This is a genomic window from Streptomyces sp. NPDC056452 (assembly GCF_042796085.1).
GTDB lineage: Bacteria > Actinomycetota > Actinomycetes > Streptomycetales > Streptomycetaceae > Streptomyces.
The window spans coordinates 47690-73800 of record NZ_JBHTRI010000024.1 but is presented as its reverse complement, the minus strand read 5'-3'; the positions used below and the strand labels follow the sequence as shown (position 1 = coordinate 73800).

The following is a 26111-nucleotide window of genomic DNA, read 5'->3' as shown; positions in this document are numbered from 1 at the left end:
GGTGATCAGCCTTCCTGGAGGGTGGTGAGGCCGTGCGCGATGAAGACGGGGACGAGGTCGCCGATGCGGTCGAAGCCGGGGCCGACGGTCTGGCCGAGGGTGTAGCGGTAGTGGATGCCCTCGAGGATCACGGCGAGCTTGAACCAGGCGAAGGCCGTGTACCAGGAGATGCCGGAGGTGTCCCGGCCGGAGCGGGCCGCGTAGCGCTCGATCAGCTCGGCGGGAGTGGGGTGGCCGGCCGCGCCGCTGGTGGTGGACACCGGGGAGGCGGGCAGGTCGAGGTCGGAGCTGTACATCACGAGCAGGCCGAGGTCGGTCAGCGGGTCGCCGAGCGTGGACATCTCCCAGTCCAGGACGGCCTTGATCCGGTCGTCCTCCCCGATCAGCACGTTGTCCAGGCGGTAGTCGCCGTGCACGACGGTGGGTGCGGGGGAGGCGGGCAGCGCCCGGCCGAGCGCGGCGTGCAGCTCGTCGATGCCGGCCAGCTCACGGTTGCGGGACGCGTCCAGCTGCTTGCCCCAGCGCCGCAGCTGGCGGTCCAGGAAGCCCTCGGGGCGCCCGAAGTCGCCGAGACCGACGGCCTCCGGGTCCACGGCGTGCAGATCGACAAGGGTGTCGACCAGTCCGAGGACGGCGGCCCGCGTGCGCTCGGGGCCGAGGGGGGCGAGCTGCTCGGCGGTGCGGTACGGGGTTCCCTCGACGTACTCCATGACGTAGAACGACGCGCCGATGACCGACTCGTCCTCGCACAGCAGCACCGGCTCGGGCACCGGTACGGCGGTCGGGTGCAGGGCGCTGATCACCCGGTGCTCGCGCTTCATGTCGTGCGCGGTGGCCAGCACGTGGCCCAGCGGCGGTCTGCGGACGACCCACTGCCCCGTACCGTCGGTGACGATGTAGGTCAGGTTGGAGCGTCCGCCCTCGATCAGCCGGCCTTCGAGCGGTCCGTTCACCAGCCCGGGCCGCTCGCGGTCGAGGAACCCACGCAGCAGGTCGAGGTCGAGACCTGGCGGATGGACTGGGCTCATGGTGCGCACCTCCGGGACGGTTGAACGATCGGGACCATGATGCCGACCAGTCGGTATGTCGTCCAGTGAACTCCCGGAATCAAGTGGACGATCTTGGCCCCCGGTCTGGCATTCAGTCGTATCCCTGAATAGGGTTCACGTATGGATACAGCATTGTTGATCGACGACGTCCGGCTGACCCCGATCCTCATCGCCGATCCGCCGCTGCTGAACACCCAGGGCGTCCACCAGCCGTACACCCCGCGGCTCATCGTGGAGGTCGTCACACGCGGCGGTGTGACGGGAATCGGGGAGACCTACGGCGACGGCACCTACCTCGAACTGGCCGAGCCGCTGGCCCGGGCCCTCCCCGGCCGCCCGGTCAGCGACCTGAACGGCCTCTTCGCCCTGGCCGACGAGGTGTGCGGCGACTCACGCGCCGCCGACGGGCGGGTCGACGCGGGCGGGCTGCGGGGCGTGCAGACCGCCGACAAGCTGCGGCTCTCCGTCGTCTCCGGGTTCGAGGTCGCCTGCCTGGACGCGCTCGGAAAGACCCTCGGCCTGCCCGTGCACGCCCTGCTCGGCGGCAAGGTCCGCGACAGCGTCGAGTACAGCGCGTACCTCTTCTACCGGTGGGCCGCCCACCCCGCGGGCGGCGAACAGGACGACTGGGGCGCGGCCCTCGACCCCGCCGGAGTCGTCGCCCAGGCACAGCGCTTCTCCCGCGAGCACGGGTTCACCTCCTTCAAGCTCAAGGGAGGGGTCTTCGAGCCCGACCAGGAGATCGCCGCGGTCCGGGCGCTCGCCGAGGCCTTCCCGGGGCAGCCGCTGAGGCTGGACCCCAACGGCGCCTGGTCCGTGGAGACCTCGCTGTACGTCGCCGATCGACTCAAGGGCGTACTCGAATACCTGGAGGACCCGGCGAGCGGTACAGCGGCGATGGCGGAGGTCTCCGCCGGGACGGACCTCCCGCTCGCCACGAACATGTGCGTCACCACCCTCGCGGAAGTCCCCGAGGCCTTCGCCCGCGACGCGGTCCAGGTGATCCTCTCCGACCACCACTACTGGGGCGGACTGCACCGCACCCGTGAACTGGCCGGGATCTGCCGCACCTTCGGCGTCGGACTCTCCATGCACTCCAACACCCACCTCGGCATCAGCCTCGCCGCGATGACCCACGTCGCCGCCACCGTGCCCAACCTCGACTACGCCTGCGACAGCCACTACCCCTGGCAGACCGAGGACGTCATCACCACCCGCCACACCTTCGAGGGCGGACACCTCGCCGTCTCCGACGCCCCCGGACTCGGAGTCGAACTGGACCGCGACCGGCTGGCCGCGCTCCACCGGCGCTGGCTCGACGACGACGGCACGATGCGCGCACGCGACGACGCGGCGGCGATGCGCAAGGCCGACCCCGAGTGGGTGACCCCGCCGATCCCGCGCTGGTGAGGCTCTAGGGCCTCCCAGCCCTGCGCCGCCACGAACGCGTCCCCGTACCGGGCCGGTCACCGTCCCCCTGTGCGGGGACGACGAGCAGGCCCTGGCGGCGGTACGGGGTCCTGGTGCGGGCCCTGGGATGCGTACCGCCGACCGTGGGCGGGCTCGACCGGGCCGGGTATCTCGAGACGACGACCGCCCTTCTCATCGGGCTCCGGCACTCCGGTGATGCCCCCCGCACCCTGCTGCCGCCCTTCCGCGCCTTCACAGCCTGAGTTGCGGGGACCCTGACCTGCGCCGATCGTCGGAGGATGAAGGCGATCAGCTACAGCAGCTACGGTCCGGCCGATGTCCTGGAGTACGGCGACCGGCCCGACCCCAAGGTCGGCCCCGACTCGGTCCTGGTGAAGGTGCGGGCCGCGGCCGTCAACCCGGTCGACTGGAAGGCGCGCCAGGGCTACCTGCAGTCGGCGCTGGAAGCCGTCTTCCCGGTCATTCCCGGCTGGGACGTCTCCGGAGTCGTCGTCCAACCCGGTGCCGCCGTCGACGAGTTCTCGGTGGGCGACGAGGTCATCGGCTACGTGCGCGAGGACTTCCTCTCGCGCGGGACCCTCGCCGAATACGTCGCCGCGCCCGTGCGGACCCTCGCCCGCAAGCCCCTGAACCTGAGCTTCGAGGAGGCCGCCGGCCTCCCGCTGTGCGGACTCACCGCCTACCAGGTCCTCCACCGCACCCTGAAGGTCCAGGACGGCGAGACGGTCCTCGTCCACGCCGCCGCCGGAGGGGTCGGCTCGTTCGCCGTCCAGCTCGCCCGGCACGCGGGCTGCCGGGTCATCGGCACGGCGGGCCCCCACAACCATGAGTACGTGCGGCAGCTGGGCGCCGAACCCGTGGAGTACGGCGACGGGCTCGCCGACCGGCTGCGGGCCCTGGCCCCCGAGGGCATCGACGCCGCGTTCGACACCGTCGGCGGAGAAGCCCTGCGGGTCTCCGCCGAGACGCTCGCCCCCGACGGCCGGCTCGCCTCCATCGCGGACGCGGAGGTCTTCTCGTACGGCGGCCGCTACGCCTTCGTGCGCCCCGACGCCCAGGACCTCACACAGATCGCGGAGCTGGCCGAACAGGGCATCATCACCGTCCACGTCGACCAGGTCTTCACCCTGGAGCAGGCCGCGGACGCCTACCGGCTCAACGAGCAGGGGCGCACCCGCGGCAAGATCGTCGTCACCGTGGACTGGGAGAGCTGAGACCGCGCGCCGGCTCAGAACAGCATGGCGGCGGCGAACGCCGCGATCGCGACCGTGCACGCCGCTGCGGTCAGCGCGTTGCGCGGCGACAGCGCCGGCGGCGCGGTGGATCCCAGGCCCGCCACCCGGCGGTGCGCCACCCGCAGGAACCCCAGCCAGGCGAGCAGGCTCAGTGCCACGGCGACCACCCCGGCCGCGTCGGCCCCGCCGTGCAGGGCCTGCCTGACCGCGAGCAGGGCCACCACCGTGCAGGACAACGTCGTACGCCGCCAGGCCAGCCTCGTCCGTTCCGGCTGCAGACCCGGATCGCGCTCCGCCGTGGTCACCGGCCCTCCCAGCCGAAGAGGACCACCACCACCATCGCCAGGGCGACCACGGCGACGACCATGCTCAGCAGCGCCGGGAAGCGGGACACCGGCAGATCCTCACCGCGCCGCATCGCCCGCTCGCACCGCACCCAGTGATTCACCGCGCGCAGGGCACACAGGACACCGGCCACGAGCAGCCCGAGGGCCAGGCCCGCCCGGAGGCCCCAGCTCAGCCCGGGCAGGAACTGGTCGACGGCGAAACCACCGCCGATCAGCGCGAGAGCCGTCCGGAGCCACGCGAGGAACGTGCGCTCGTTGGCGAGCGAGAAGCGGTAGTCCGGGGTGTCGCCCTCCGCGCGGATCTGCTGCGGCGCGAACCACAGCCGCAGGCCCCGCATGACGTCGCTGCGCCGGCTCACGGGGTGGACCCCGCTTCCCCGGCCCTGAACTCCCGCAGGCGGTGGTAGGTCTCCAGCCCGTCCGGAACCCACAGCCAGTCGCCGAGCCGCCGCTCCAGTTCCGCGTCGGTGAGGAACGTGTGCCAGGCGACCTCCTCCACCTGCGGATTCACCGGCAGCTCGCACCGCACCCGGTACACGTACGACCACCAGCTGTGCTCGGCGCTCGTGTAGAGGAACTTGAACAGGGGCTCGGGGCGGGGCAGATCCGGCACCCCCAGCTCCTCCCCGGCCTCCCGCAGCGCCGCCTCGTCGTAGGACTCGCCCGCGCCCACGACCCCGCCGACGAACATGTCGTAGTGCGAGGGGAAGACCAGCTTCGTCGCCGTCCTGCGGTGCACGAAGAGCCGGCCCCCGGCGTCTCTGGCCTCGATGAAGACGCAGCGGTGGCGCAGGCCCCGCGCGGTCGCTTCGCCACGCGGCGCCTGCCCGACGACCTCGTCGTTCTCGTCGACGATGTCCAGGATCTCGTCATCCGGAGTCATGCTGCTCATCCAACATCACCCGGTCGGCAGCAGTGGACCCGTGCCTGCCCTTCCCCTCCGGCATCGCCGGATGGAGCCCGAGCAGCACGATCCCGGCCACGATCGCCGCGAGTCCGGCCGCCTGCCAGGCCAGGGCACCCGTGTCGGTGCGCACCCGGTCGCCCAGGAACCCGATGCCGCACGCGATCCCGGCCAGCGGCTGCGCGGCCGTCAGCGCGGGCAGCGACATCCGCAGCGGCCCCGCCTCGAACGCGCTCTGGACCAGGATCAGACCGGTCACCCCGATCACGACGACCGCGTACGGATGCCAGCCCGTCAGCAGCGCCGCCCAGCCGCCCTCGTCCAGCCTCTCCCCGCAGAGCCTGGTCAGGGCGTCCTGCAGTCCGTACAGGAGTCCGGCCGCCAGCCCGAGCAGCACGGGCGTTCCGGGAGTCCGCGGGTGCCTGGCAGAGACGGTCAGGACCACCGCGAGCCCCGCGACCGTGCCGATCACCAGCCACTGCCGCAGCGGATCAGCGGTCGCCTCCCCGCCTTCCGGCTGGCCGGCGAGCAGGAACGCGGTGACGCCGCCCGCCAGCAGACAGAGACCGCCCCAGCCCTGCCGGCCGAGTGACTGCCCGGTCCGGTGGCGCTGCAGTGCCATCGCGAAGACCAGATTGGTCGCCAGCAGCGGCTCGACGAGCGACAGCTCACCCTGCCCGAGCGCCAGCGCCCCGAGGACCATGCCGCAGACCATCAGGCCGATCCCGGCGAGCCAGCTCGGCACCCGCATCAGGTCGAGCAGCAGCCGGGGCGACAGGAAGTCGCTCAAGGGCGCACGTCGGGCGGCGTCCTGCTGGAGGACGAACCCGAAGCCCAGACAGCACGCGGCGCCCACGGATAGCAGGAGAACCAGCACCGACACGGTCCGACGATAGCCCCGCGGACCCGCGCGAGCGGTGAGGGCGGCGCCGACCGGGCGGTTGACGTGGAAGCGGCCGGTACCGAAGATCTGACGCACTGGTAACTTCGTGCACCGCACGGCATCGCCCCGAAGGATGGAACCATGGCGTACGACGCTGATGTGATCGTGATCGGGGCCGGGCTCGCGGGTCTGGTGGCCACCGCCGAGCTCGTCGACGCGGGCCGGACAGTGATCCTGCTGGACCAGGAGCCGGAACAGTCCATAGGCGGCCAGGCGCACTGGTCCTTCGGCGGCCTCTTCCTCGTCGACTCGCCCGAGCAGCGCCGGCTGCGGATCAAGGACAGCCATGAGCTGGCCCTCCAGGACTGGTACGGCACGGCGGGCTTCGACCGCAAGGAGGACCACTGGCCGCGCAAGTGGGCCGAGGCGTACGTCGACTTCGCGGCCGGTGAGAAGCGGTCCTGGCTCCACGACCAGGGGCTGCGGCTCTTCCCCGTCGTCGGCTGGGCCGAACGAGGCGGTTACGACGCGAACGGCCACGGCAACTCCGTCCCCCGCTTCCACATCACCTGGGGCACCGGGCCCGGCGTCGTCGCCCCCTTCGAACGGCGGGTGCGCGAAGGCGTCGCGAAGGGCCTCGTCCAGCTGCGGTTCCGCCACCGGGTCACCGGCCTCGGCCGCTCGGCCGGGGCGATCGACACCGTCACCGGCGAACTCCTCGACGCGAGCGGCGCCGAGCGGGGCACGGCCAGCAGCCGCGAGGTCACCGGCGCCTTCGAGCTGAAGGCGCAGGCCGTGATCGTCACCTCGGGCGGCATCGGCGGCAACCACGACCTCGTACGCGCCCAGTGGCCCGAGCGGCTCGGTACCCCGCCCGCGAAGCTGCTCTCCGGAGTGCCCGCCCACGTCGACGGGCTGATGGTGGGCATCACCGAGGAGGCGGGCGCCCATCACATCAACCGCGACCGGATGTGGCACTACACCGAGGGCATCGAGAACTGGAACCCGATCTGGGCCAAGCACGGCATCCGGATCCTGCCCGGCCCGTCCTCGCTCTGGCTGGACGCGCGCGGGAAACGGCTTCCGGTCCCGCTCTTTCCCGGCTTCGACACGCTGGGCACCCTCGAACACATCATGAAGTCCGGGTACGGGTACACCTGGTTCGTCCTCGACCAGAAGATCATCGGCAAGGAGTTCGCGCTCTCCGGCTCCGAGCAGAACCCCGACCTGACCGGAAAGTCGGTCCGCGACGTGATCGGCCGGGCACGCGCCGACGTCCCCGCACCGGTCAGGGCGTTCATGGACAAGGGCGTGGACTTCGTCGTCGAGAAGGACCTCGGCGCGCTGGTCCGCGGGATGAACGCACTGACCGAGGAGCCGCTGATCGACGAGGACGACCTGCGTCGCGAGATCACCGCCCGGGACCGGGAGGTCGCCAACCCCTTCACCAAGGACCTCCAGATCACGGCGATCAACGGCGCCCGCGCCTACCTGGGCGACAGGCTGATCCGTACGGCCAAGCCGCACCGCATCCTCGACCCCGAGGCGGGCCCGCTGATCGCCGTCCGGCTCAACATCCTCACCCGCAAGTCCCTGGGGGGCCTGGAGACGGATCTGTCCTCCCGCGTCCTGACGGCGGACGGCACCCCGCTGCCCGGTGTGTACGCGGCGGGAGAGGCGGCCGGCTTCGGCGGCGGCGGGGTCCACGGCTACCGCTCGCTGGAGGGCACGTTCCTCGGCGGCTGCATCTTCTCGGGCCGCGCGGCGGGCCGGGCGGCGGCCGAGGCGACCGGCTGAGGCGACCGGCTGAGGCGACCGGCCGGTCGGACGGCCGGTCGGACGGCCCGCCGGGCGTTCTGTGACGGGGCGACGGGAGCTTCACGGCCCTGTCCCGATTCCGTACCGTCCTGCGGTCGGCCGAAATCCGACGGCTAGCCTGACGGCGCTCGAGCGTCCCCGGGGGACGTCGGAACAGCGGACGGAAGCAGGAACAGACGTGGTCGGACGTGGCGGGTACGCGGTGTCGCGCAGGCACATACTCAGGCTGGCGGGGACGGGACTGGGCCTGGCCGTGGTCGGCGCCGGGGCTGTGGGGTGCGGTCCCGAGGGGGAGGCGGCCGCGCCGGGAGGCAGCCCGACGCCGGGCGGGGACAAGAACGGTGACCGCTTCACGACCCCGCCGCCGGGCACCGCACCCGAGCCGCTGTGGCAGCAGAACGCGGCGAACAGCAACCTCGCCGGCGACGGCGCGCTCGCGGTGGCAGGGGACGTGGTCCTGGTGTCGGGCGACCCGCTGGTCGGACGCGACACGGTCACCGGCAAGCAGAAGTGGTCCCGCGCAGGCGTCACCACACCCGGCGCCGCACTCGTCCTCGGCGGCGGGACGCTGTACCTCGCGAGCGGCGAGTACGACGGTGACGTCGTGGGCCTGGACCCGGCCACCGGCAACGAGACCTGGCGGAGCCGGCTGGGCAAGGCGTACGAGCAGCCGCGCCCGATCGCGGCGGACGACCGCCATGTGTACGTCCTCGCCGGCATCCTGGAGAAGGACTTCACCTCGCCCGACAACGTGATTGCCGCGATCGACACCGCCTCCGGCAAGGTCGCCTGGCGTGAGCGGCGCGACACGGGCACCGAGGAGTACGGCATCACCGCCGCGACCGTGGGCGACCGCCTCGTCTACACGGACTACCGGGAGAACGTGACCGTCCGCGACACGGCGACGGGCCGGCAGGTGTGGACCAAGAAGATCAGCCGGTCCAACCACCGTCGCTTCGCCGTGCACGGGGAGCTGGTGATCGTCGCGGACGGGCAGCGTCTGCGGGCGTTCGCACTGGCCGACGGCAAGGAGCGCTGGTCCCTCGCGACGAGCGAGTTCAGCACCTTCAGCGATCCTCACGTCCTGGACGGGGTGCTCTACGCCTCCGACACCGCCCGCAGCCTGTGGGCGGTGGACCCCGCGACGGGCAAGCAGATCTGGCACAACGAGGATCTGCGGGACACGGCCACGCAGGCACGCCAGTTCGCCAAGGTGAACAACACCCTGTACGGCGCGACCGAGTTCGACAAGGACGGGGGCGTGCACTCCTTCGACGCGACGACCGGGAAGCTGCGCTGGACCTACAACGACAGAACCGGCGACATCCAGCAGTGGTACGTGGTGGCGGCGGGCAAACGGCTGGCCGTGATGCACGGCAAGAAGCTCTACGCGCTCCCCGCCGTGTGATCCCGGCTCCCGGTCCCGGCTCCCGCCGCGTCGGCGCGCGGGGACGGGCCGGGCACCGTCACTCCCGGCCCCTCACTCCCACCGCTCCACCACCCGGAACCTCTCCACGACGATCTTCGTGTCGTCGTCCACGGTGAACTCCGGGTCCCCCAGAGCCTCCCGCATCTCCGCGCTGTGCCAGAACGCCTCGTGCCCCGCACGCCATTGGGCGACCGATGTGTACCCCTCGCCCTCGTCGAGTGCGTGCTGAAGGCCGACCGAGCCCAGCGCCACCACGCGCACCTCCGTCAGTTCCACGGCGGCGACCTCCCGCCCCCGGGAGTCGATCAGCGCGGACCGCTCACCCACCGGCGGAAGGTCCTCCTTCTCCACCTCGTACTCCGCGAGCAGCCCCGACGTCGACACCTTCTCGCCGGAGAGCACGGCCGCCACCAGCCGGTCGCGCAGCGGTCCGGGGAAGGCGAGGAGGAAGGGTTTGAGCGGTTCACGGTTCTCCATGACCGCAGTGTGGCACGCGTCACCCCGGCCGTTCCGTGTCTCCGCCACCCCCGCAACGAGCTGCGCGAATGGTTCAGACCACGACCCGTGGCCGCCAACTGCGTGGCTCACGCAAACAGTTGCGGATGGACCGCCCTTGACGTGGAGCATTACCTACCGCTTTGCTGTGCGCGATCGTTTGCTCGCACACAGCGTCGAACCAACTCGCACACCGCGTCGAAAAAAGGAAGCCTGCGGATGTCCCCGCCTCCGCCGCCCCTGGGCCGCGCCCGCCGCAAGGGCGGGCGCTCGGACCACGCCTTCGACCCGGCCCTCGACGACAGCGAACTGATCGACGTACGAGGTCAGTTCGCCCAGGGCCGGTGGGCCAGGGCCCGCTCCCTCCTCGTCACCACCGACACCGACTGGGACCGCCGCGGCCACCGTGTCCTCGCACTCGCCGCCGCCCCGTCCGCGGCAGGCTGGGCACGCGAGTGGCTGCTCGCCGAACCGGACAGCCCCGACGCCGCCACCCTCCTCGCCTGCGCCACCGTCACCAGGGCCCTGGGTCCCAAGTCCGGTGCCGGCGAACGGGAGAAGGCCCGCGAAGCCTGCCTGGGCGCCGCCCGGCTCGACCCCGCGGACCCGACCCCCTGGCTGGGCCTGATGCTGCTCGACCGCACGTACGGCACCCGGGAGGAGACCGCCAGGCAGTTCGAGGCGATCCGGTCCCGTCACCCCGAACACCACCAGGCGCACCACCTGATGACGGCCCTGCTGGCCGAGACCGATCCCGGGGGCGGCGATCCGCTCCACGAGGTCTACGACTTCGCCGCATGGGCGGCCGAGCAGGCCCCGGCCGACTCGCCGCTCGCCGTGCTCCCCGTCGTCGCGCACGCCGAGCGCTACCGCGTCCTGGCCGCGGCGGGCAGCGTGTCCGACGACCCGGCGGGCTCGGGGCACTGGACCGGCCGCCGGGCCAGACAGGTGATGAAGGCCGCCTTCGACTGGTGGCTGGAGTGGGAGCGCGAGGACCACCCCCGCCACCACGTCGACCTCAACTTCCTTGCCCACGCCAAGATCTGCGAGGGCCGCCCCGCCGAGGCCGCCGCGCTCTTCCACCGCATCGGCCCCCACGCGACCGCGGCCCCCTGGTCGTACTCCGGCCGCGATCCGTACCCCGCATTTCTTGCCGCGCGCGCCTACGCGCTCGGTACCCCGTGATGCACGTTGCTCTCAACGAAGGGACCACCCCCGCCATGTCGACGGGCAGAACAGATACGACCGGGACCGGAACGGCCGCGACAACCGGCGACACCGGCGGGATCAACACCTACAAGGGGGAGGAACGCGCCCTTCGCGCCGACCGGCTCGGCACCCCCGGACTGCTCCTCTCGGTCCTCGCGGCCAGCGCCCCGCTGATGGTCGTCGCCGGGGTCATGCCCACGGTCTTCGGTGTGATGGGCATCGTCGGGCAGCCGCTGCTCTACGTCGTCCTCGGCATCGTGCTCATGCTGTTCAGCGTCGGTTACGCGGAGATGAGCCGGCACGTCCACAACGCCGGTGCGTTCTACGCCTACATCGCCCGCGGTCTCGGCCCGACGGCCGGCGCGGGCGCCTCGCTCGTCGCGCTGGTCGCGTACAGCGCCATGCAGGTCGGCATCTACGGCATCCTCGGCTTCGAGGTCTCCGGCCTCTTCGCCACCTATCTCGACATCGACATGCCCTGGTGGCTCCCCGCCCTCGTCTCGGTGGCCGTCGTCGGTGTCCTCGGCTGGCTGAAGATCGACCTCAACGCCAAGGTGCTCGGCGTCCTGCTGGTCATCGAGTGCGCCCTCGTCGTCATCTTCGACATCGCCGCCGTGAGCAAGCCCGGCCCCGAAGGCCTGTCCTTCCACGCGTTCAACCCCGACACCCTCACCGGCGCGGGGCTCGGCACCGCGCTCTGCTTCTGCATAGCCGCGTTCGTCGGCTTCGAGCAGGCCCCCGTGTACGCGGAGGAGACCAGCCGCCCGCAGGTCGTCGTGTCCCGGGTCATGTTCCTGGCCGTCGGCTACGCCGCCCTGTTCCTCGCGGTGAGCTCCTGGGCGCTGACCGTCGCCGCGGGCCCCGGCTTCATCTCGGACACCTCCCTCAAGGAGGGCCCGGGCATGCTCTTCGGCCTCACCGAGGAGAGGCTCGGCGCCACGTTCACGGACGTGCTGCACGTCCTCTTCGTCACGGGCATGTTCGCCGCGCTGCTCAGCTTCCACAACGTGGTCGCCCGCTACGCCTTCGCGATGGGCCGTGAGGGCCTGCTGCCCGCGGGCTTCGGCCGGACCAGCAAGACCAGCGGGGCGCCCGCCACCGGATCGCTCCTCCAGTCCGTGATCTCCGTCGTGATCGTGCTGGCCTTCGCCTTCACGGACGACAACCCGGTCGGCGACCCGACGGCGCCCGTCCTGCACCTGTTCACGTGGATGGGCAACGTCGGCGCGCTCGGAGTGATCCTGCTGATGGCGGCGGCCTCCTTCGCCGTGATCGCCTTCTTCGTGCGCCGCGGTGCGGGCCGCGCCCAGGCTCCCCGGCTCGTGGCCTCCGGCCTCGCCGGAATCGCGCTGCTGGCCATCGCGGTGTTCACCGTCCGTGACTTCGACGTACTGGTCGGCTCGGGCCCCGGCTCCGTACTCAACTGGCTGCTGCCCGGCGTCATCGGCGTAGCCCTCGTCGGCGGCCTGGTGTACGGGGCGGTGCTGCGCTCCACGAAGCCCGAGGTGCACGCCAGGATCGGCCTCGGCAACGAGGCGTTCCAGCTGGAGAAGGCCGCGGAGAGCACGACGGCCCACCGGTAATTCTTACCCGGTGGTGACGAACACCCGCGGCCCCTGGTGACGGGCGGCCGCGGGTGTTCGAATGGACGGGTGAACAGTCCCCCTCCCGACAGCGAAGATCCTCCGGACGCCAGCCGTGCCGAAGGCACGCCCGTCGGCCGCCGCCTGGTCCTGGCCATGCTCGGCCTGGGCGCCGCCGGTGTGGTCGCCGCCCCCGTCCTCCAGCGGGGGCTGGAGACCGGGCTCGGAGCGGTCGCCGACAAGGACCCCACCGGGCTGACCGGGCTCCTGCCCAACGGCGGCGGTTTCCGCTACTACTCCGTCGCCACGTCCGTACCGGAGAAGACCGCCGCCGACTACCGCCTCACCGTGGACGGCCTGGTCGACCGCCCCGCCACCTACACGCTGGACTCCCTGAAGGCGCTCCCGCAGACCCGCCTGGTACGCGACGTCCAGTGCGTCACCGGCTGGCGGGTCCCCGAGACCCCGTTCGAGGGGGTCAGGCTGTCCGCACTGCTGGACGCGGCAGGCGTACGCCCCGGCGCGAAGGCGGTCCGCTTCACCTGCTTCGACGGTGCCTACAGCGAGAGCCTCACCCTGGACCAGGCCCGCCGCGCGGACGTCCTGGTCGCGCTGCGCATGCAGGACAAGCCGGTCACCCACTCGCACGGCGGCCCCGTCCGGCTCTACGTGGCACCGATGTACTTCTACAAATCGGCGAAATGGCTCTCCGGGATCACCGTCACCGACGCCGTACGCCCCGGCTACTGGGAGGAGCTCGGCTATGACGTCGACGCCTGGGTCGGCCGGTCCAACGGCCGCGACGACGCCCCCACCGTCTGAACACCCCACGAGGATCAGCCGCTTCACCCGCGCCGAGCGCTGGGTGCACCGCACCACCGCCTGGCTGACGCTGCTCTGCGTGGCCACCGCGGCCTTCCTGTACGTCCCCCAGCTCGCCGAACTCGTCGGCCGCCGCCACCTCGTGGTCACCGTCCACGAATGGTCCGGGCTGCTCGTCCCCGTACCGCTGCTCGCCGGGCTGGTCTCCCGGGCCCTGCGCGCCGACCTCTCCCGGCTCAACCGGTTCGGACCGCACGACCGGCAGTGGCTGAAGGCCGCTCTGCGCCGCGACCGCACGCCCGGCGCCCGGCCGGCCGGGAAGTTCAACGCGGGCCAGAAGCTCTACGCCGCCTGGATCGCCGGCGCCGTGCTCGTGATGCTCGGCACCGGGCTGCTGATGTGGTTCACGGACCTCGCCCCGCTGGTGTGGCGCACGGGCGCGACCTTCGTGCACGACTGGCTGGCACTCGCGATCGGCATCGTCCTGGCCGGACATACGGCAATGGCGCTCGCCGACCCGGAGGCACGCCGTGGCATGCGCACCGGGTCGGTCGAGCGCCCTTGGGCCCGCTCCGAGCACCCGCTGTGGCGGGATCCGGAGGAATAGCTACAGGACCAGCGACAGAAGCAGGATGAAGCCCAGCGAGACGACGGAGATGATGGTCTCCATCACCGACCAGGTCTTGATCGTCTGGCCGACGTCCATGCCGAAGTACTCCTTCACCAGCCAGAACCCCGCGTCGTTGACGTGGCTGAAGAAGAGCGAGCCCGCACCGACGGCGAGGACGAGCAGGGCCGCCTCCGGAGTGGACATGCCGGCCGCCAGCGGAGCGACGAGGCCGGCCGCCGAGATGGTGGCCACGGTGGCCGAACCCGTCGCCAGGCGGATCGCGACGGCGATCAGCCAGCCGAGCAGCAGGGCGGGTATCGACCAGTTCTCGGAGAACTCGAGGATCATCTGGCCCACACCGGCGTCGATGAGGGTCGTCTTGAAGCCGCCGCCGGCACCGACGATCATCAGCACGCCGGCGATCGGGGCGAGCGACTTCTCGACGGTCGTGGAGAGCCGCGCCTTGGTGAATCCGGCGGCCCGGCCCAGCGTGAACATGCCGACGATCACCGCGGCGAGCAGGGCGATCAGCGGCGAACCGATCACATCGGTGACGCGCTGGACGTGGTTGTCCGGGTTGTCCACCACGATCTCGACGAGGGCCTTGGCCAGCATCAGGACGACGGGCAGCAGCACGGTGGCCAGGGTGGCGCCGAAGCCGGGGCGGCGGTCCAGGTCCTCCGAGGGGCGCTCGGGGATCATCTTCTCCGGCGCCTGGATGTCCACCCAGCGTGCGGCGTACCGGGAGAAGACCGGGCCCGCGATGATCACGGTCGGGACGGCGACGAGGACGCCCAGCGCCAGCGTGACGCCCAGATTGGCGTCGAGCGCGTCGATGGCGACCAGCGGGCCGGGGTGCGGCGGGATCAGACCGTGCATCACCGAGAGGCCGGCGAGCGCGGGGATACCGATCCGCATCAGGGAGTAGTTGCCGCGCTTGGCGACCAGCAGCACCACCGGGATCAGCAGCACGATGCCGACCTCGAAGAACAGCGGCAGACCGATGATCGAGGCGATCAGCACCATCGCCCAGGGCATGGCGCGCCCGCTCGCCTTCGCGAGGATCGTGTCGACGATCTGGTCGGCGCCGCCCGAGTCGGCGAGCAGCTTGCCCAGGATCGCGCCGAGTGCGATCAGCACACCGACGCTGGCGACGGTGGCGCCGAGGCCGGTGGAGAAACTGGTGATCGTCTTGTCCAGCGGGGCACCGGCGAAGACGCCGAGCGCCAGCGAGCCGATGGTCAGCGCCAGGAAGGCGTGCACCTTGAACTTGGTGATGAGTACGACGATGACGGCGATGCCCGCCAGGACGGCGATGCCCAACTGCGCGTTGCCGGCCGAAGTGATCGGCTCGACGGCATCCGCTGCCAGCATCTCGACGCTGAGAGTGCTCACGGTGATCCTTAAGAGGCGAGCCGGCGCAGCGCGGCGACGGCCCGGTCGGTTATTTCTTCGGGGGTGCCGGACACGTCCACTGCCACGCCCGCCTCGTCCTCCTGCAGTTCCTGCAGGGTCGCGAACTGGGAGTCGAGCAGTGCGGTCGGCATGAAGTGGCCCTTGCGGTCCGCCATCCGGCGCTCGATGAGAGCCCGGTCGCCGGTCAGATGCAGGAAGACGGCACCAGGGGCTTCGGCGCGCAGCCGGTCACGGTAGACCCGCTTGAGCGCCGAGCTGCTGACGACTCCGCCGAGCCCCGCCCGGCTGTGGGCCCACTGGCCGATCGCGTCCAGCCAGGGCCAGCGGTCGTTGTCGTCCAGCGGGGTACCCGCCGACATCTTGGCGATGTTGGCCGGCGGGTGGAAGTCGTCGCCCTCGGCGTAGGGAACGCCGAGTGCGGCGGCGAGCAGGGGACCGATCGTGGTCTTGCCGGTCCCTGCCACGCCCATCACCACGACGACGTGGGGGGTGCTCATTGGTGCCTCGCTGTCTTCTTCGACATCGGTCCGTCGCGCTACTGAAACTCATTACGTACGACTTATTCAAGTAGCTGTGACATAAACGTCGTACTTTTTGTTCCTGTGGGCCGCCCCGTAGGCTTGTGGGCATGACCACACAGGGCCAGGGGCTGCATACACATGTGCTGGACACCCTGGGTCTGGAGATCGCCGCGGGGGACTTCCCGCCCGGCCGGGTGCTGCGCACCGACGAGCTGGCACAGCGCTTCGAGGTGTCGCGCACCGTCGTACGCGAAGTGATCCGCGTCCTGGAGTCCATGCACCTGGTCGAGTCCCGCCGCCGCGTCGGCGTGACCGTGCGGCCCACCGAGGAGTGGAACGTCTACGACCCCCAGGTCATCCGCTGGCGGCTGGCCGGCTCCGACCGCCCCCGGCAGCTGCGCTCCCTCACCGTGCTGAGGTCCGCCGTCGAACCCGTCGCCGCCGGACTCGCCGCCCGGCACGCCACCGCCGAACAGTGCGCCGCCCTCACCGAATGCGCCCTCGGCATGGTCGCCACCTCCCGAGGCCAGCAGCTGGAGGGCTATCTGCGGCACGACATCGCCTTCCACCGCATCGTGCTCAACGCCTCCGGCAACGAGATGTTCGCGCGGCTCGGCGACGTCGTCGCCGAGGTCCTCGCCGGGCGTACGCACCACCAGGTGATGTTCGAGGACCCCGACCCCGCGGCCGTCACCCTCCACGTACGCCTGGCCGCGGCCGTCCGCGAGGGGGACGCGGCAGCCGCGGAACGCCTCACGAAGGAGATCGCGGTGGGCGCCCTCCACGAACTGGACGTACTCGCGCCCTGAGGTCTGCCCTCAGGCGCCGGGCGGGCCCGAGCGCACGTGCGCCAACCGCCCCGCGGCAGCCGCCAGCACCATCTCCAGCGCCGCCGGATACCCGCTGCGGTCCATCTCCGCGACCAGCACCCCCGACGTCGCCGCGATGTGCGGATGCGTCTCGGCCGGCATCCGCGCGTACGTCTCCCGCCACGCACGGGCCTCCAGCTCGCGCGCCCGCACCGGAAGCGCCAGCGTCGACGCGTCCAGGGCGGCGAACGACAGTGTCTGGTCGACGAACACGTGGTAGATCCGGACCGCCTCCGCATCGGGGAATCCCGCCCCGCGCAGCACCCCGAGAATCGCGTCCACCGACCGGATCTCGTGCCTGCGGCCCGTCACCCGGGCGCAGGCCAGCATCGCCGCCTGCGGATGCGCCATGTAGTCCGCGTGCATCCTCAGCCCCAGCGCCCGCAGATCGGCCCGCCAGTCACCGGTGGGGCGCCAGCTGTTCAACGTACGGCCGATCAACTCGTCGGCCACCGCGAGCAACAGCTCGTCCGTGTCCTTGAAGTACCGGTAGACGGCACTCGGATCACACCCCAGGGCGGCACCGAGCCGCCGCACCGTCAGGGCGGCGGCCCCGTGCTCCCCGATCAGCCTGAGCGTCGTCTCCACGATCAGCTGCTCGGACAGGACCGTGCCCCCCTTGGTGGGGCGCCTGCGCCGACGCGCCCCCTCCGGCACCACCCGCTCGCTCGCTCCCATGGGGCGCACCTTATGACAACAGCGTTGACGTGTGAACCCGCCGGAGAGTTCGATGTGCCGCCATCGGGGCCGAACGGTGCCCCTCGGCGAAGGAGTGACCGTGAAGGCCTCGCGAACCCCGTACGGCAGCGACCCACCCGCCCCGCAGCCCCCGGACGCCCTGAGGAAGAGCCTCGGCGTCGTCGACGGCGTGGCCATCGCCGCCTCCTCCACGGCCGCCACCACCAGCATCGGCATCGGCCTCGGTGTCACCGCGGCCGCCGTAGGCCTGCACCTGCCGATCATCATGCTGCTCGCCTTCCTGCCGATCCTCGGCATCGCGAGCGCCTACTCACGGCTCAACCGGGTCGAGCCGAACATGGGCAGCGGCTACGTCTGGGTCGGCCGCTCCCTCAGCCCCTGGCTGGGCTTCCTCACCGGCTGGATCGGCATCGTCTCCACGGTCGTCTTCCTCTCGTACACCACGACCGTCACCGGCTCCGCCCTCCTCCAACTCGCGGGCGAGGGCGGCCTGCACGAGCTCGCGGGCCTCCGGCTCGACCCCGACTCCACGGCGCAGGCGACCGCTCTCGGCATCGTCGTCCTGGTGGCCGTCACCTTCACCGCGATCACCGGCCTCCGGTCCGCCGCCACCTTCCAGAAGTACCTGCTCGTCTTCGAGTACGTCGTCCTGCTCGGCTTCTGCGGATACGGACTCGTCGCGGGACCGCACCCGTTCAGCCTGGACTGGCTCAACCCGTTCACCATCCCGTCCGGACAGCAGCTCGCCCAGGGGCTCCTGCTCTCCGTCTTCTGCTACTGGGGCTTCGAGTCCTCGTTCAGCGTCACCGAGGAGGTCCGCGACCCCGAGGACGCCTCCAGGGCCGGGCTCATCACCCTCTTCACCATGCTCGGCCTCTTCCTGCTCGGCTCCTTCGCCTTCCAGCGCGTCCTCTCCCTCGACGAGCTGACCGCGCACGGAGCCCAGGGCCTCACCTACTTCGGTGAGCGGCTCGCGGACCAGCCGCTCGCCGCACTCCCGCTGATCGCCCTGACGTTCTCCGCGATCGCGTCCCTCCAGTCGGGGGTGATACCCACGGTCCGCGGCATGTTCGCGATGGGCCGCGACCGTACGCTCGGCCCGCTCTGGACCAAGGTCAGCCCCCGTTACGGGACCCCGGCGGCCGGGACCGTGGCCATCGGCTGCGTCGCCGCCGCCGTGGCCGTCCTCTCCCTGGTCATCCCGAAGGTCGGCGACCTCATCCTGGCCTCCGTCAACGCGATCGGCGTCGTCGTGTCCCTCTACTACGCGCTGACCGCCCTGGCCGCCGCCGCCCGTTTCCGCGGCGCCCTGCGCGAGAGCCTGTCCGAGGCCCTGCGTGCGGTGATCCTCCCCGTCCTCAGCGCCGTCGTCCTGCTCGGCCTCGGCGGCTACCTGTGCTGGACCTTCTACACCTCCGCCGACCACTTCGAGATCAGCCCGGACAACGGCTGGTTCATGCTCTTCTGCCCCGCCGTCATGCTGCTGACCGGCGTGATCGCGGCGGCCTGGGCCAAGTGGGTCAGGAAATCCCCCTACTTCGTCACCGGCCGCTCCACCACGCCCACCGTCCCCGAAACGGCCTGACTGCGCACCGCCCCGCACCATCCACCCCGCAGACGGAACGAACGGAACACCTCATGCACCACACCCCCGCCGACCTCGTCCTCACCGGCGGCCCCGTCCTCACGATGGACGCGGCCCGCACCCGTGCCACCACCGTCGCCGTCACCGGCGACCGGATCACCGCCGTCGGCCACGACGAGGTCCGCGCTCTCATCGGCCCGAGGACGGAGGTCGTCGACCTCGCGGGCCGCCTGCTGGTCCCCGGCTTCCAGGACGCCCACATCCACCCGGTCACCGCCGGACTCGAGATGGCCCAGTGCGACCTCACGGACGCCCGTACGGCACCGGCCACCGTCGCCGCCGTACGCGCCTACGCCGACACCCACCCCGACCGTGAATGGATCACCGGCGGCGGCTGGTCCATGGACGCCTTCGAAGGCGGCGCCCCGACCAGGGACCTGCTCGACACCGCCGTACCCGACCGCCCCGCCTACCTCGTCAACCGCGACCACCACGGCGCCTGGGTCAACACCCGCGCCCTCGAACTCGCCGGCATCACCCGGGACACCCCCGAACCCGCCGACGGGCGCATCGAGCGCGACGGGAGGGGCGAGCCCACCGGCCTCCTCCAGGAGGGAGCCATGGACCTGGTCGCCCGGCTCACCCCGCGTTCCACCCCGGCCGACCGGCTCGCCGCGCTGCTGCGGGCCCAGCGGATCCTCCACGGGTACGGCATCACCGCCTGGCAGGACGCGATCGTCGGCTCCTACGGCTCGATGGACGACGCCGCAGACGCCTACCTCACCGCCGCCCGCGACGGATCGCTCACCGCCCGGGTCGTCGGCGCACTCTGGTGGGACCGCGACCGCGGGGCCGAGCAGATACCCGAACTGGCCGCCAGGCGGGCGGAGCTGAGCACCGGCCCGTTCCGGGCCGGATCCGTCAAGATCATGCTGGACGGGGTCGCCGAGACCGGCACGGCCGCCCTCCTCACCCCGTACCTCGACGCCTGCGGCTGCGCCACCGCGAACAGCGGCACCAGCTTCATCGACCCCGTCGAGCTGCGCGGGTACGTCACCGCACTCGACGCCCTCGGCTTCCAGGCCCACTTCCACGCCCTCGGCGACCGCGCCGTACGCGAGGCCCTGGACGCCGTGGAGGCGGCCCGCTCCGTCAACGGACGCACCGACACCCGCCCCCACCTCGCCCATCTCCAGGTCGTCCACCCCGACGACATCCCCCGGTTCCGGGAGCTCGGCGCCACCGCCAACATCCAGCCGCTGTGGGCCGCCCACGAACCGCAGATGGACGAGCTGACCATCCCCTTCCTCGGCGCCGGGAGGGCCGCCCTCCAGTACCCGTTCGGAGCCCTCCTGCGATCCGGCGCCACCGTCGCGGCGGGCAGCGACTGGCCGGTCAGCAGCGCCGATCCGCTGCACGGCATCCACACCGCGGTCAACCGGATCGCACCGGACGGCGAAGGCCCGGTCTTCCTCCCCGAACAGCGCATCCCGCTCACGGACGCCATCGCCGCGTACACGGCGGGATCCGCCCACGTGAACCACCTCGACGACACCGGCTCACTCCGCGCCGGGGCCCTCGCCGACCTGGTGGTCCTGGACCGCGACCCGTACGCGCACCCGTCCGACGAGATCGGCGGGACACGTGTGCTGCGGACATACGTCGGCGGCCGGAAGGTCCACGACTCCGAGGCCTGACACCGGACGTCCTCCGTGGAAAGTAACGCTCCGAGGGTGCCGACGCGGCACCCTCCGGGGCGTACGGTTGTCCGTGATCAACCTTCGCAGAGCCCCACTCGGAAACAGGGAGACCACGGTATGGCGCAGCAGGTGCAAGGGGTCATCGCACCGGGGAAGAACGAGCCGGTGCGGGTCGAGACCATCGTCATTCCGGACCCCGGGCCCGGCGAGGCGGTCGTGAAGATCCAGGCGTGCGGCGTCTGCCACACCGACCTGCACTACAAGCAGGGCGGCATCAACGACGACTTCCCGTTCCTCCTCGGCCACGAGGCCGCGGGCATCGTGGAGTCCGTCGGCGAGGGCGTCAGCGACGTCGCGCCCGGCGACTTCGTCGTCCTCAACTGGCGTGCGGTGTGCGGACAGTGCCGCGCCTGTCTGCGCGGCCGCCCCTGGTACTGCTTCGACACGCACAACGCGAAGCAGAGGATGACCCTGCTGGACGGCACCGAACTCTCCCCGGCGCTCGGGATCGGCGCCTTCGCCGAGAAGACCCTCGTCGCGGCCGGCCAGTGCACGAAGGTCGACCCCGAGGTCTCCCCGGCCGTCGCCGGACTGCTCGGCTGCGGTGTCATGGCGGGCATCGGCGCCGCCATCAACACCGGCCAGGTCGGCCGCGGCGACTCCGTCGCCGTCATCGGCTGCGGCGGCGTCGGCGACGCGGCCGTCGTAGGCGCCCGGCTCGCGGGCGCGGCGAAGATCATCGCGGTCGACATCGACGACCGCAAGCTGGAGACGGCGAAGAAGATGGGCGCCACCCACACCGTCAACTCGCGCTCCGAGGACGCCGTCGAGGCGATCCGCGCACTGACCGACGGCAACGGCGCGGACGTCGTCATCGAGGCCGTCGGCCGCCCGGAGACGTACAAGCAGGCCTTCTACGCCCGCGACCTCGCCGGCACCGTCGTCCTCGTCGGCGTCCCCACCCCGGAGATGCAGCTCGAACTCCCGCTGCTCGACGTGTTCGGCCGCGGCGGCTCGCTCAAGTCCTCCTGGTACGGCGACTGTCTGCCCTCGCGCGACTTCCCGATGCTCATCGACCTGCACCAGCAGGGCCGCATCGACCTCGGCGCGTTCGTCACCGAGACGATCGGACTCGGCGACGTCGAGCAGGCCTTCGCCCGTATGCACGACGGCGACGTCCTGCGTTCGGTGGTGGTGTTCTGATGGCCGCCCGCATCGACCACCTGGTCACCTCCGGCACCTTCGCCCTCGACGGCGGAGAGTGGGACGTCGACAACAACGTCTGGATCATCGGCGACGAGACCGAGGCGGTCGTCATCGACGCCGCCCACGACGCCCTCGCGATCCAGGCCGCACTCGGCGGCCGCACGCTGCGCGCCATCATCTGCACCCACGCGCACAACGACCACATCGACGCGGCCCCCGCCCTCGCCGACGCGACCGGCGCACCGATCCTCCTGCACCCCGACGACCTGCCCCTGTGGAAGCAGACCCACCCGGACCGCACCCCCGACGCCGAACTGGCTGACGGCCAGGAGCTGGAGATCGCCGGAACACGTCTGTCGGTCCTGCACACCCCGGGCCACGCGCCCGGCGCGGTCTGCCTCTACGCCCCCGACCTGGCCACCGTCTTCACCGGTGACACCCTGTTCCACGGCGGGCCCGGAGCCACCGGACGGTCCTTCTCCCACTTCCCGACGATCGTCGACTCGATCAGGGACCGGCTGCTCGGACTCCCGCCCGAGACCGTCGTGCGTACCGGACACGGAGAATCCACCACGATCGGCGGCGAGGCCCCGCACCTGGACGAATGGATCGCCCGCGGCCACTGACCCGGCCGGGGTTCACCGGTCCGGCCACGCGGTGAGCCGCAGCCCGCTCTCGAAGCGGTGCGGCCCGCCCGTGACCGGGTCGGTGAACTCCAGCACCCTGGCCAGCAGTTGCATGGGCCGCGTGTAGTCGTCGCGGTCCCGCTCCGGTTCCACCACCGGGTAGACGGGATCGTGGACGAGCGGCAGCCCCAGCGCGTTCATATGGACCCGGAGCTGATGGGTGCGCCCCGTGGCGGGCAGCAGCCGGTAGCGGCCGAAGCCGCCCCGGTGCTCCAGAAGCTCGATCCGGCTCTCGCTGTTCGCCTCGCCCGGCTCCTCGCGCGCGGCGATGACCCCGCGCTCCTTGACGATCCGGCTGCGCACGGTGCGGGGGAGTGCCACACCCGGGTCGTACGGTGCCACCGCCTCGTACTCCTTGCGCACCAGCCGGTCCCGGAACAGCGTCTGGTACGCCCCCCGCTCCCCGGGCCGTACGACGAACAGGACGAGACCCGCCGTCAGCCGGTCGAGCCGGTGGGCGGGCTGCAGCTCCGGCAGATCCAGCTCCCTGCGCAGCCGGGCCACCGCCGTCTCCGTGATGTGCCGGCCGCGCGGAGTGGTGGCGAGGAAGTGAGGCTTGTCCGCGATGACGAGGTGCTCGTCGCGGTACACCACACCGACGGGGAACGGCACCGGCTCCTCCGGCGCGAAATCCCGGTGGAACCAGAGGTACCGACCCGCTGTGTACGGCTCGTCGCCACGCACCGCACCGCCGTCGGCCCCGACGAACAGCCCCTCGGCGAGCATCGCGTCCACGCGCTGTGCCCCGACCGCCGCCGCGAACCGGTCCAGCAGATGGTCGCGGACACATCCCCAGGCCCCGTCCGGGTCCTCCGGCAGCCTCACCCGCACCGGATCGATGCCGTCCCGCTGGGGCAGCGGGGCGGCGGGGGGCTTCGCCCGTCCTCTCATCGCGTCGGTCCTTGTCATGGGTGGGGGGCCTGGAGGACTGCCCATCATCGCACCGCCCGGCCGTCAGGAGCCGAGCAGCCGCTCGTACTCCTCCTGCGTGACCGGAAGCACCGTGCCGTGCCGGGCGCCCGCCGGGAGTGCGTAGTCCGTGGACATCGTCCAGCTGCCCGAGTCGAGGTCGTCCGTCTCGAACGGTACGTAGCCGCGCCCGCCGAACTCGTCGATGAGGAGGTACCACTTCTCCTCGGTGTTGGACCTGAAGACGGCGGGGCCCTCACCGCGGTCGACCGAGCCCTTGCCGATGCAGTCGGCCACGAAGCCGTACGAACGGGACGTGAGGTCCTGCGACTTCTCCGCCGTGATGAACTTGGAGCACGGGGTGTCCGACGACGGGTTCCGCTCGTCCTTGGTGAAACGGTAGTAACTGCCGTCGTGGCGGATGACCGTCGAGTCGATGACCGAGTACCCGGGGTCGTGCCACACCTCCGGCTCGGTGAAGGTGCGGAAGTCACGCGTGGTCGCGTACAGCATCTTGTTGTAGGTGCTGCCGGTGTGCTCCGGGTCGTCCGCCGCGTAGATCTTGGAGGCCCAGAAGACGACGTACGAGCCGAGCTTCTCGTCGTAGTACGCCTCCGGAGCCCAGGTGTTGCCGGCGGTGTCGGGCGCGACCTCCACCAGGCGCCGGTCGGTCCAGTTCACCAGGTCCGTGGACTCCCAGACCATGACCGACCTGCTGCCGGTGCGCTGGACCTGGTCCCAGCTGCCGCCCGTGCCGCCGTACATCCGCAGGTCGGTGGCGATCTGGTAGAAGGTGTCGCCCTCCGGGGAGCGGATGACGAACGGGTCGCGGAGCCCCTTGGTGCCTAGGTCCGAAGTGAGCACCGGCCTGCCGCCGTTCAGCTCCTGCCAGTGCAGCGCGTCGTCGCCCCGGCTGAGCGACATACGTATCTGCTCGCCGTCCTCGGTGCCCTCGCCGGTGAAGTAGCTCATGGCGTAGCCGGTGTACGTCCGCTCCTGCGGCAGTTCGGGCACAGCGGCGGTGAAGGTACGGCGGGCGGCCGCCCTGCCCCGGGTGACCACGGCGGTGAGCTCCACGCGCGTCGGTCCCGCACCTGGTTCCGGGCGGTGCACAATGCCTGTCGCGTCGATGACGCGGGGCTTCTGCGATCTCCAGGTGACGGTCGTGCCGTGGGCGCCCGCGGCGGGCAGCGTCAGGTTGCCGCGCACGTCGTCGAGGCCGTGCACCGTGAGCGCGGCCGCGGCCCGCGCGGTGGCTGCCCCGTCGCTGACCCCCGCGGGTCCGGCGTGGGCGGGGCCGCTGCCGGGGAACGCGAGCAGGCCGACGACGAGGGACAGGAGAGGCAGCAGAGGGGCAAGAGCTCTTCTCGCGGGGTGCGGACGCATGACTCTCCCGACGTTGTTCGGAATACCGGACGCTGTTCGTCAAATCGGACCGACGCTAGGGGTGCCGGGGACCCCCGTCAAGAGGCGCGGACGAATTCGTACGCCCTGTAGAAAGCGCTTGCCGACCCGCGTAGGGTCCTGCCCGCTGAATCCTTTCAACCCTAGTCGTCGAACACGGATTCACCCGACCCGGAACCACTCGACCCGGAACTACCCGACCCGGAACCACCCGACCTGGAGGAGCCTCGCCATGCGCCGAGCCGGAACCGCCCTGCTGGCCGCCTGCACTGCCGCTGCCGCCCTGACCGCCCTCGCGGTCACTCCCGCGGTGGCCCGGAACCGCACCACGGCCGGGCCGGACGGCCTGGACCACTGCACCGGGACGGCCCCGGTCGTCTGCCACTTCGACGTCACCCCCGGCACGTACCGGGTCGGAGCCCTTCTGGGCGGTGCGGAGGCCGGCGCGACAGCGGTCACCGCCGAGACCCGCAGGACCGTGCTCGCCGAGACCCCGAACGCCGGCGGTGAGACCGTGCGCCGCAGTTTCACCGTGGATGTGCGCGAGCCGGAGGGCGAGCCCACGGGGCCGGTCGGCAGCCCCGGACTGGACCTCGCCTTCGGCGGCACGGCACCGCGGCTCGCGGCACTCCGGGTCGAGCGGGTCCGCACGCCCCAGATCCTCCTCGCGGGCGACTCCACCGTCTGCGACCAGCCCGGCGAGCCCTACTCGGGCTGGGGGCAGCAGCTCCCGCAGTACCTCACGGACCGGCTCGCCGTCGCCAACTACGCCGACTCCGGGGAGAGCTCGCAGACCTTCCGGGACGACCCGGCCCTGTTCCCCGCCCTCCGGGACCGCATCCACCGCGGCGACCTCGTCCTCATCCAGCTCGCCCACAACGACAAGCAGACCGACCGCCCCACCTACCGGGCCAACCTCACCGCGATGATCGAGGACGTCCGGGCCGAGGGCGGCCGGCCCGTGCTCGTCACCCCGATCGTCCGCCGCTGGTTCAACACCGACGGCACGCTCGACAACGGCACCGCGCTGATCGTCAACGGCCTGGGCGTGGACCTGCCCGCCGAGGTGCGCACCCTCGCCGCCGAGCAGGGCACCCCGCTCATCGACCTCACCGCCCTGACCAAGGCGCGGGTCGAGGAGCTCGGCCCCGATGCCTCCAAAGCCCTCTACCTCTACGACGAGAAGCGCGACAACACCCACACCTCCACGCGCGGCGCCACCGAGTACGCCGCGCTCGTCCTCGGCGAACTGCGCGCCCAGCAGCTCCTCCCCCCGCGCACCGTCCGGTGACCCCGTTCCC

25 protein-coding genes and 1 pseudogene are annotated in these 26111 nt (G+C 71.5%); 15 read left to right on the top strand and 11 right to left on the bottom strand.

The features are described from left to right. Window positions 1-5: 5 nt before the first annotated feature. Window positions 6-1028 carry a phosphotransferase family protein gene (locus tag ACFQ6X_RS23285; protein ID WP_329212721.1) on the bottom strand — a complete coding sequence of 341 codons (1023 nt, stop codon included), beginning with the start codon at window positions 1026-1028 and terminating at the stop codon, window positions 6-8. A gap of 141 nt (window positions 1029-1169) precedes the next feature. Between ACFQ6X_RS23285 and ACFQ6X_RS23280 the strand changes: the two genes are divergently transcribed. The 3 genes from ACFQ6X_RS23280 to ACFQ6X_RS23270 all read left to right on the top strand — a co-directional run bounded on the left by ACFQ6X_RS23280 (window position 1170) and on the right by ACFQ6X_RS23270 (window position 3694). Next, complete coding sequence (locus ACFQ6X_RS23280; RefSeq protein WP_383184289.1) at window positions 1170-2459, top strand: glucarate dehydratase family protein; 1290 nt, start codon at window positions 1170-1172, stop codon at window positions 2457-2459. A gap of 113 nt (window positions 2460-2572) precedes the next feature. Beyond that, window positions 2573-2722: a hypothetical protein gene (locus tag ACFQ6X_RS23275; protein ID WP_383184288.1), complete on the top strand. Its 150-nt coding sequence runs from the start codon at window positions 2573-2575 to the stop codon at window positions 2720-2722. A gap of 36 nt (window positions 2723-2758) precedes the next feature. Further along, a complete protein-coding gene (locus ACFQ6X_RS23270; RefSeq protein WP_383184287.1) occupies window positions 2759-3694 on the top strand; it encodes an NADP-dependent oxidoreductase in 936 nt (311 codons plus the stop codon). Window positions 3695-3708: 14 nt separating this feature from the next. On the opposite strand, the gene ACFQ6X_RS23265 is transcribed toward ACFQ6X_RS23270, so the two are convergent. The 4 genes from ACFQ6X_RS23265 to ACFQ6X_RS23250 are packed head-to-tail and all read right to left on the bottom strand — an operon-like array spanning window position 3709 to window position 5849. Further along, the gene (locus ACFQ6X_RS23265; RefSeq protein ID WP_383184286.1) at window positions 3709-4020 is read right to left on the bottom strand and encodes a DUF202 domain-containing protein; all 312 of its coding nucleotides are present in this window, start codon (window positions 4018-4020) and stop codon (window positions 3709-3711) included. Beyond that, window positions 4017-4400 carry a DUF202 domain-containing protein gene (locus tag ACFQ6X_RS23260; RefSeq protein WP_329215433.1) on the bottom strand — a complete coding sequence of 128 codons (384 nt, stop codon included), beginning with the start codon at window positions 4398-4400 and terminating at the stop codon, window positions 4017-4019. The genes ACFQ6X_RS23265 and ACFQ6X_RS23260 overlap by 4 nt, the downstream gene beginning before the upstream one ends. Before the next feature lie 17 nt (window positions 4401-4417). Continuing rightward, window positions 4418-4945 (bottom strand): NUDIX hydrolase, encoded by a 528-nt coding sequence (locus ACFQ6X_RS23255; RefSeq protein WP_383184285.1) that lies wholly within the window; start codon window positions 4943-4945, stop codon window positions 4418-4420. Beyond that, window positions 4932-5849 (bottom strand): DMT family transporter, encoded by a 918-nt coding sequence (locus ACFQ6X_RS23250; RefSeq protein ID WP_383184284.1) that lies wholly within the window; start codon window positions 5847-5849, stop codon window positions 4932-4934. Before ACFQ6X_RS23250 ends, ACFQ6X_RS23255 begins: the two co-directional genes overlap by 14 nt. Before the next feature lie 141 nt (window positions 5850-5990). Between ACFQ6X_RS23250 and ACFQ6X_RS23245 the strand changes: the two genes are divergently transcribed. Next, on the top strand, window positions 5991-7646 hold the full coding sequence (locus ACFQ6X_RS23245) for an FAD-binding dehydrogenase (RefSeq protein WP_383184283.1): 1656 nt from the start codon (window positions 5991-5993) through the stop codon (window positions 7644-7646). 199 nt (window positions 7647-7845) lie between these two features. Continuing rightward, a complete protein-coding gene (locus ACFQ6X_RS23240; protein ID WP_383184282.1) occupies window positions 7846-9075 on the top strand; it encodes a PQQ-binding-like beta-propeller repeat protein in 1230 nt (409 codons plus the stop codon). A gap of 72 nt (window positions 9076-9147) precedes the next feature. Here ACFQ6X_RS23240 and ACFQ6X_RS23235 read toward each other — a convergent pair whose 3' ends face one another. Then, window positions 9148-9573 carry an ASCH domain-containing protein gene (locus ACFQ6X_RS23235; protein ID WP_383184281.1) on the bottom strand — a complete coding sequence of 142 codons (426 nt, stop codon included), beginning with the start codon at window positions 9571-9573 and terminating at the stop codon, window positions 9148-9150. A 237-nt stretch (window positions 9574-9810) separates the two neighbouring features. On the opposite strand from ACFQ6X_RS23235, the gene ACFQ6X_RS23230 reads away from it, so the two are divergent. The 4 genes from ACFQ6X_RS23230 to ACFQ6X_RS23215 all read left to right on the top strand — a co-directional run bounded on the left by ACFQ6X_RS23230 (window position 9811) and on the right by ACFQ6X_RS23215 (window position 13812). Continuing rightward, window positions 9811-10776 carry a hypothetical protein gene (locus ACFQ6X_RS23230; RefSeq protein ID WP_383184280.1) on the top strand — a complete coding sequence of 322 codons (966 nt, stop codon included), beginning with the start codon at window positions 9811-9813 and terminating at the stop codon, window positions 10774-10776. Between the two features lie 35 nt (window positions 10777-10811). Continuing rightward, a complete protein-coding gene (locus tag ACFQ6X_RS23225) occupies window positions 10812-12383 on the top strand; it encodes an APC family permease (protein ID WP_383184279.1) in 1572 nt (523 codons plus the stop codon). Between the two features lie 69 nt (window positions 12384-12452). Beyond that, window positions 12453-13205: a molybdopterin-dependent oxidoreductase gene (locus ACFQ6X_RS23220; RefSeq protein WP_383184278.1), complete on the top strand. Its 753-nt coding sequence runs from the start codon at window positions 12453-12455 to the stop codon at window positions 13203-13205. Then, window positions 13147-13812 (top strand): cytochrome b/b6 domain-containing protein, encoded by a 666-nt coding sequence (locus tag ACFQ6X_RS23215; RefSeq protein ID WP_383184277.1) that lies wholly within the window; start codon window positions 13147-13149, stop codon window positions 13810-13812. The genes ACFQ6X_RS23220 and ACFQ6X_RS23215 overlap by 59 nt, the downstream gene beginning before the upstream one ends. Here ACFQ6X_RS23215 and ACFQ6X_RS23210 read toward each other — a convergent pair whose 3' ends face one another. Together ACFQ6X_RS23210 and ACFQ6X_RS23205 are read right to left on the bottom strand one after the other, a co-directional pair. Beyond that, the gene (locus tag ACFQ6X_RS23210; protein ID WP_383184276.1) at window positions 13813-15210 is read right to left on the bottom strand and encodes a GntP family permease; all 1398 of its coding nucleotides are present in this window, start codon (window positions 15208-15210) and stop codon (window positions 13813-13815) included. Between the two features lie 8 nt (window positions 15211-15218). Beyond that, entirely contained in the window at window positions 15219-15728 is a 510-nt protein-coding gene (locus ACFQ6X_RS23205; protein ID WP_383184275.1) for a gluconokinase, read from the bottom strand. Between the two features lie 131 nt (window positions 15729-15859). Here ACFQ6X_RS23205 and ACFQ6X_RS23200 point away from each other — a divergent pair, with 131 nt between their 5' ends. Beyond that, a complete protein-coding gene (locus tag ACFQ6X_RS23200; protein WP_383184274.1) occupies window positions 15860-16561 on the top strand; it encodes a FadR/GntR family transcriptional regulator in 702 nt (233 codons plus the stop codon). A gap of 9 nt (window positions 16562-16570) precedes the next feature. On the opposite strand, the gene ACFQ6X_RS23195 is transcribed toward ACFQ6X_RS23200, so the two are convergent. Next, window positions 16571-17299 (bottom strand): TetR/AcrR family transcriptional regulator, encoded by a 729-nt coding sequence (locus tag ACFQ6X_RS23195; protein WP_383184273.1) that lies wholly within the window; start codon window positions 17297-17299, stop codon window positions 16571-16573. 52 nt (window positions 17300-17351) lie between these two features. Here ACFQ6X_RS23195 and ACFQ6X_RS23190 point away from each other — a divergent pair, with 52 nt between their 5' ends. The 4 genes from ACFQ6X_RS23190 (at window position 17352) to ACFQ6X_RS23175 (ending at window position 22437) form a co-directional block, all read left to right on the top strand. After that, a complete protein-coding gene (locus ACFQ6X_RS23190; protein WP_383184272.1) occupies window positions 17352-18905 on the top strand; it encodes an APC family permease in 1554 nt (517 codons plus the stop codon). A 53-nt stretch (window positions 18906-18958) separates the two neighbouring features. Beyond that, entirely contained in the window at window positions 18959-20602 is a 1644-nt protein-coding gene (locus ACFQ6X_RS23185; protein ID WP_383184271.1) for an amidohydrolase, read from the top strand. A gap of 120 nt (window positions 20603-20722) precedes the next feature. Beyond that, on the top strand, window positions 20723-21808 hold the full coding sequence (locus tag ACFQ6X_RS23180; RefSeq protein WP_383184270.1) for an S-(hydroxymethyl)mycothiol dehydrogenase: 1086 nt from the start codon (window positions 20723-20725) through the stop codon (window positions 21806-21808). Then, on the top strand, window positions 21808-22437 hold the full coding sequence (locus tag ACFQ6X_RS23175; RefSeq protein WP_383184269.1) for an MBL fold metallo-hydrolase: 630 nt from the start codon (window positions 21808-21810) through the stop codon (window positions 22435-22437). The genes ACFQ6X_RS23180 and ACFQ6X_RS23175 overlap by 1 nt, the downstream gene beginning before the upstream one ends. Window positions 22438-22449: 12 nt before the next feature. Here ACFQ6X_RS23175 and ACFQ6X_RS23170 read toward each other — a convergent pair whose 3' ends face one another. Together ACFQ6X_RS23170 and ACFQ6X_RS23165 are read right to left on the bottom strand one after the other, a co-directional pair. Then, on the bottom strand, window positions 22450-23388 hold the full coding sequence (locus tag ACFQ6X_RS23170) for an RluA family pseudouridine synthase (RefSeq protein WP_383184268.1): 939 nt from the start codon (window positions 23386-23388) through the stop codon (window positions 22450-22452). A gap of 72 nt (window positions 23389-23460) precedes the next feature. Next, window positions 23461-24672 (bottom strand): annotated as a pseudogene (locus tag ACFQ6X_RS23165) (immunoglobulin-like domain-containing protein); the annotation flags it as partial. A gap of 370 nt (window positions 24673-25042) precedes the next feature. Here ACFQ6X_RS23165 and ACFQ6X_RS23160 point away from each other — a divergent pair. Then, window positions 25043-26101 (top strand): rhamnogalacturonan acetylesterase, encoded by a 1059-nt coding sequence (locus ACFQ6X_RS23160; RefSeq protein ID WP_383184267.1) that lies wholly within the window; start codon window positions 25043-25045, stop codon window positions 26099-26101. The last annotated feature ends 10 nt before the right edge of the window (window positions 26102-26111 follow it).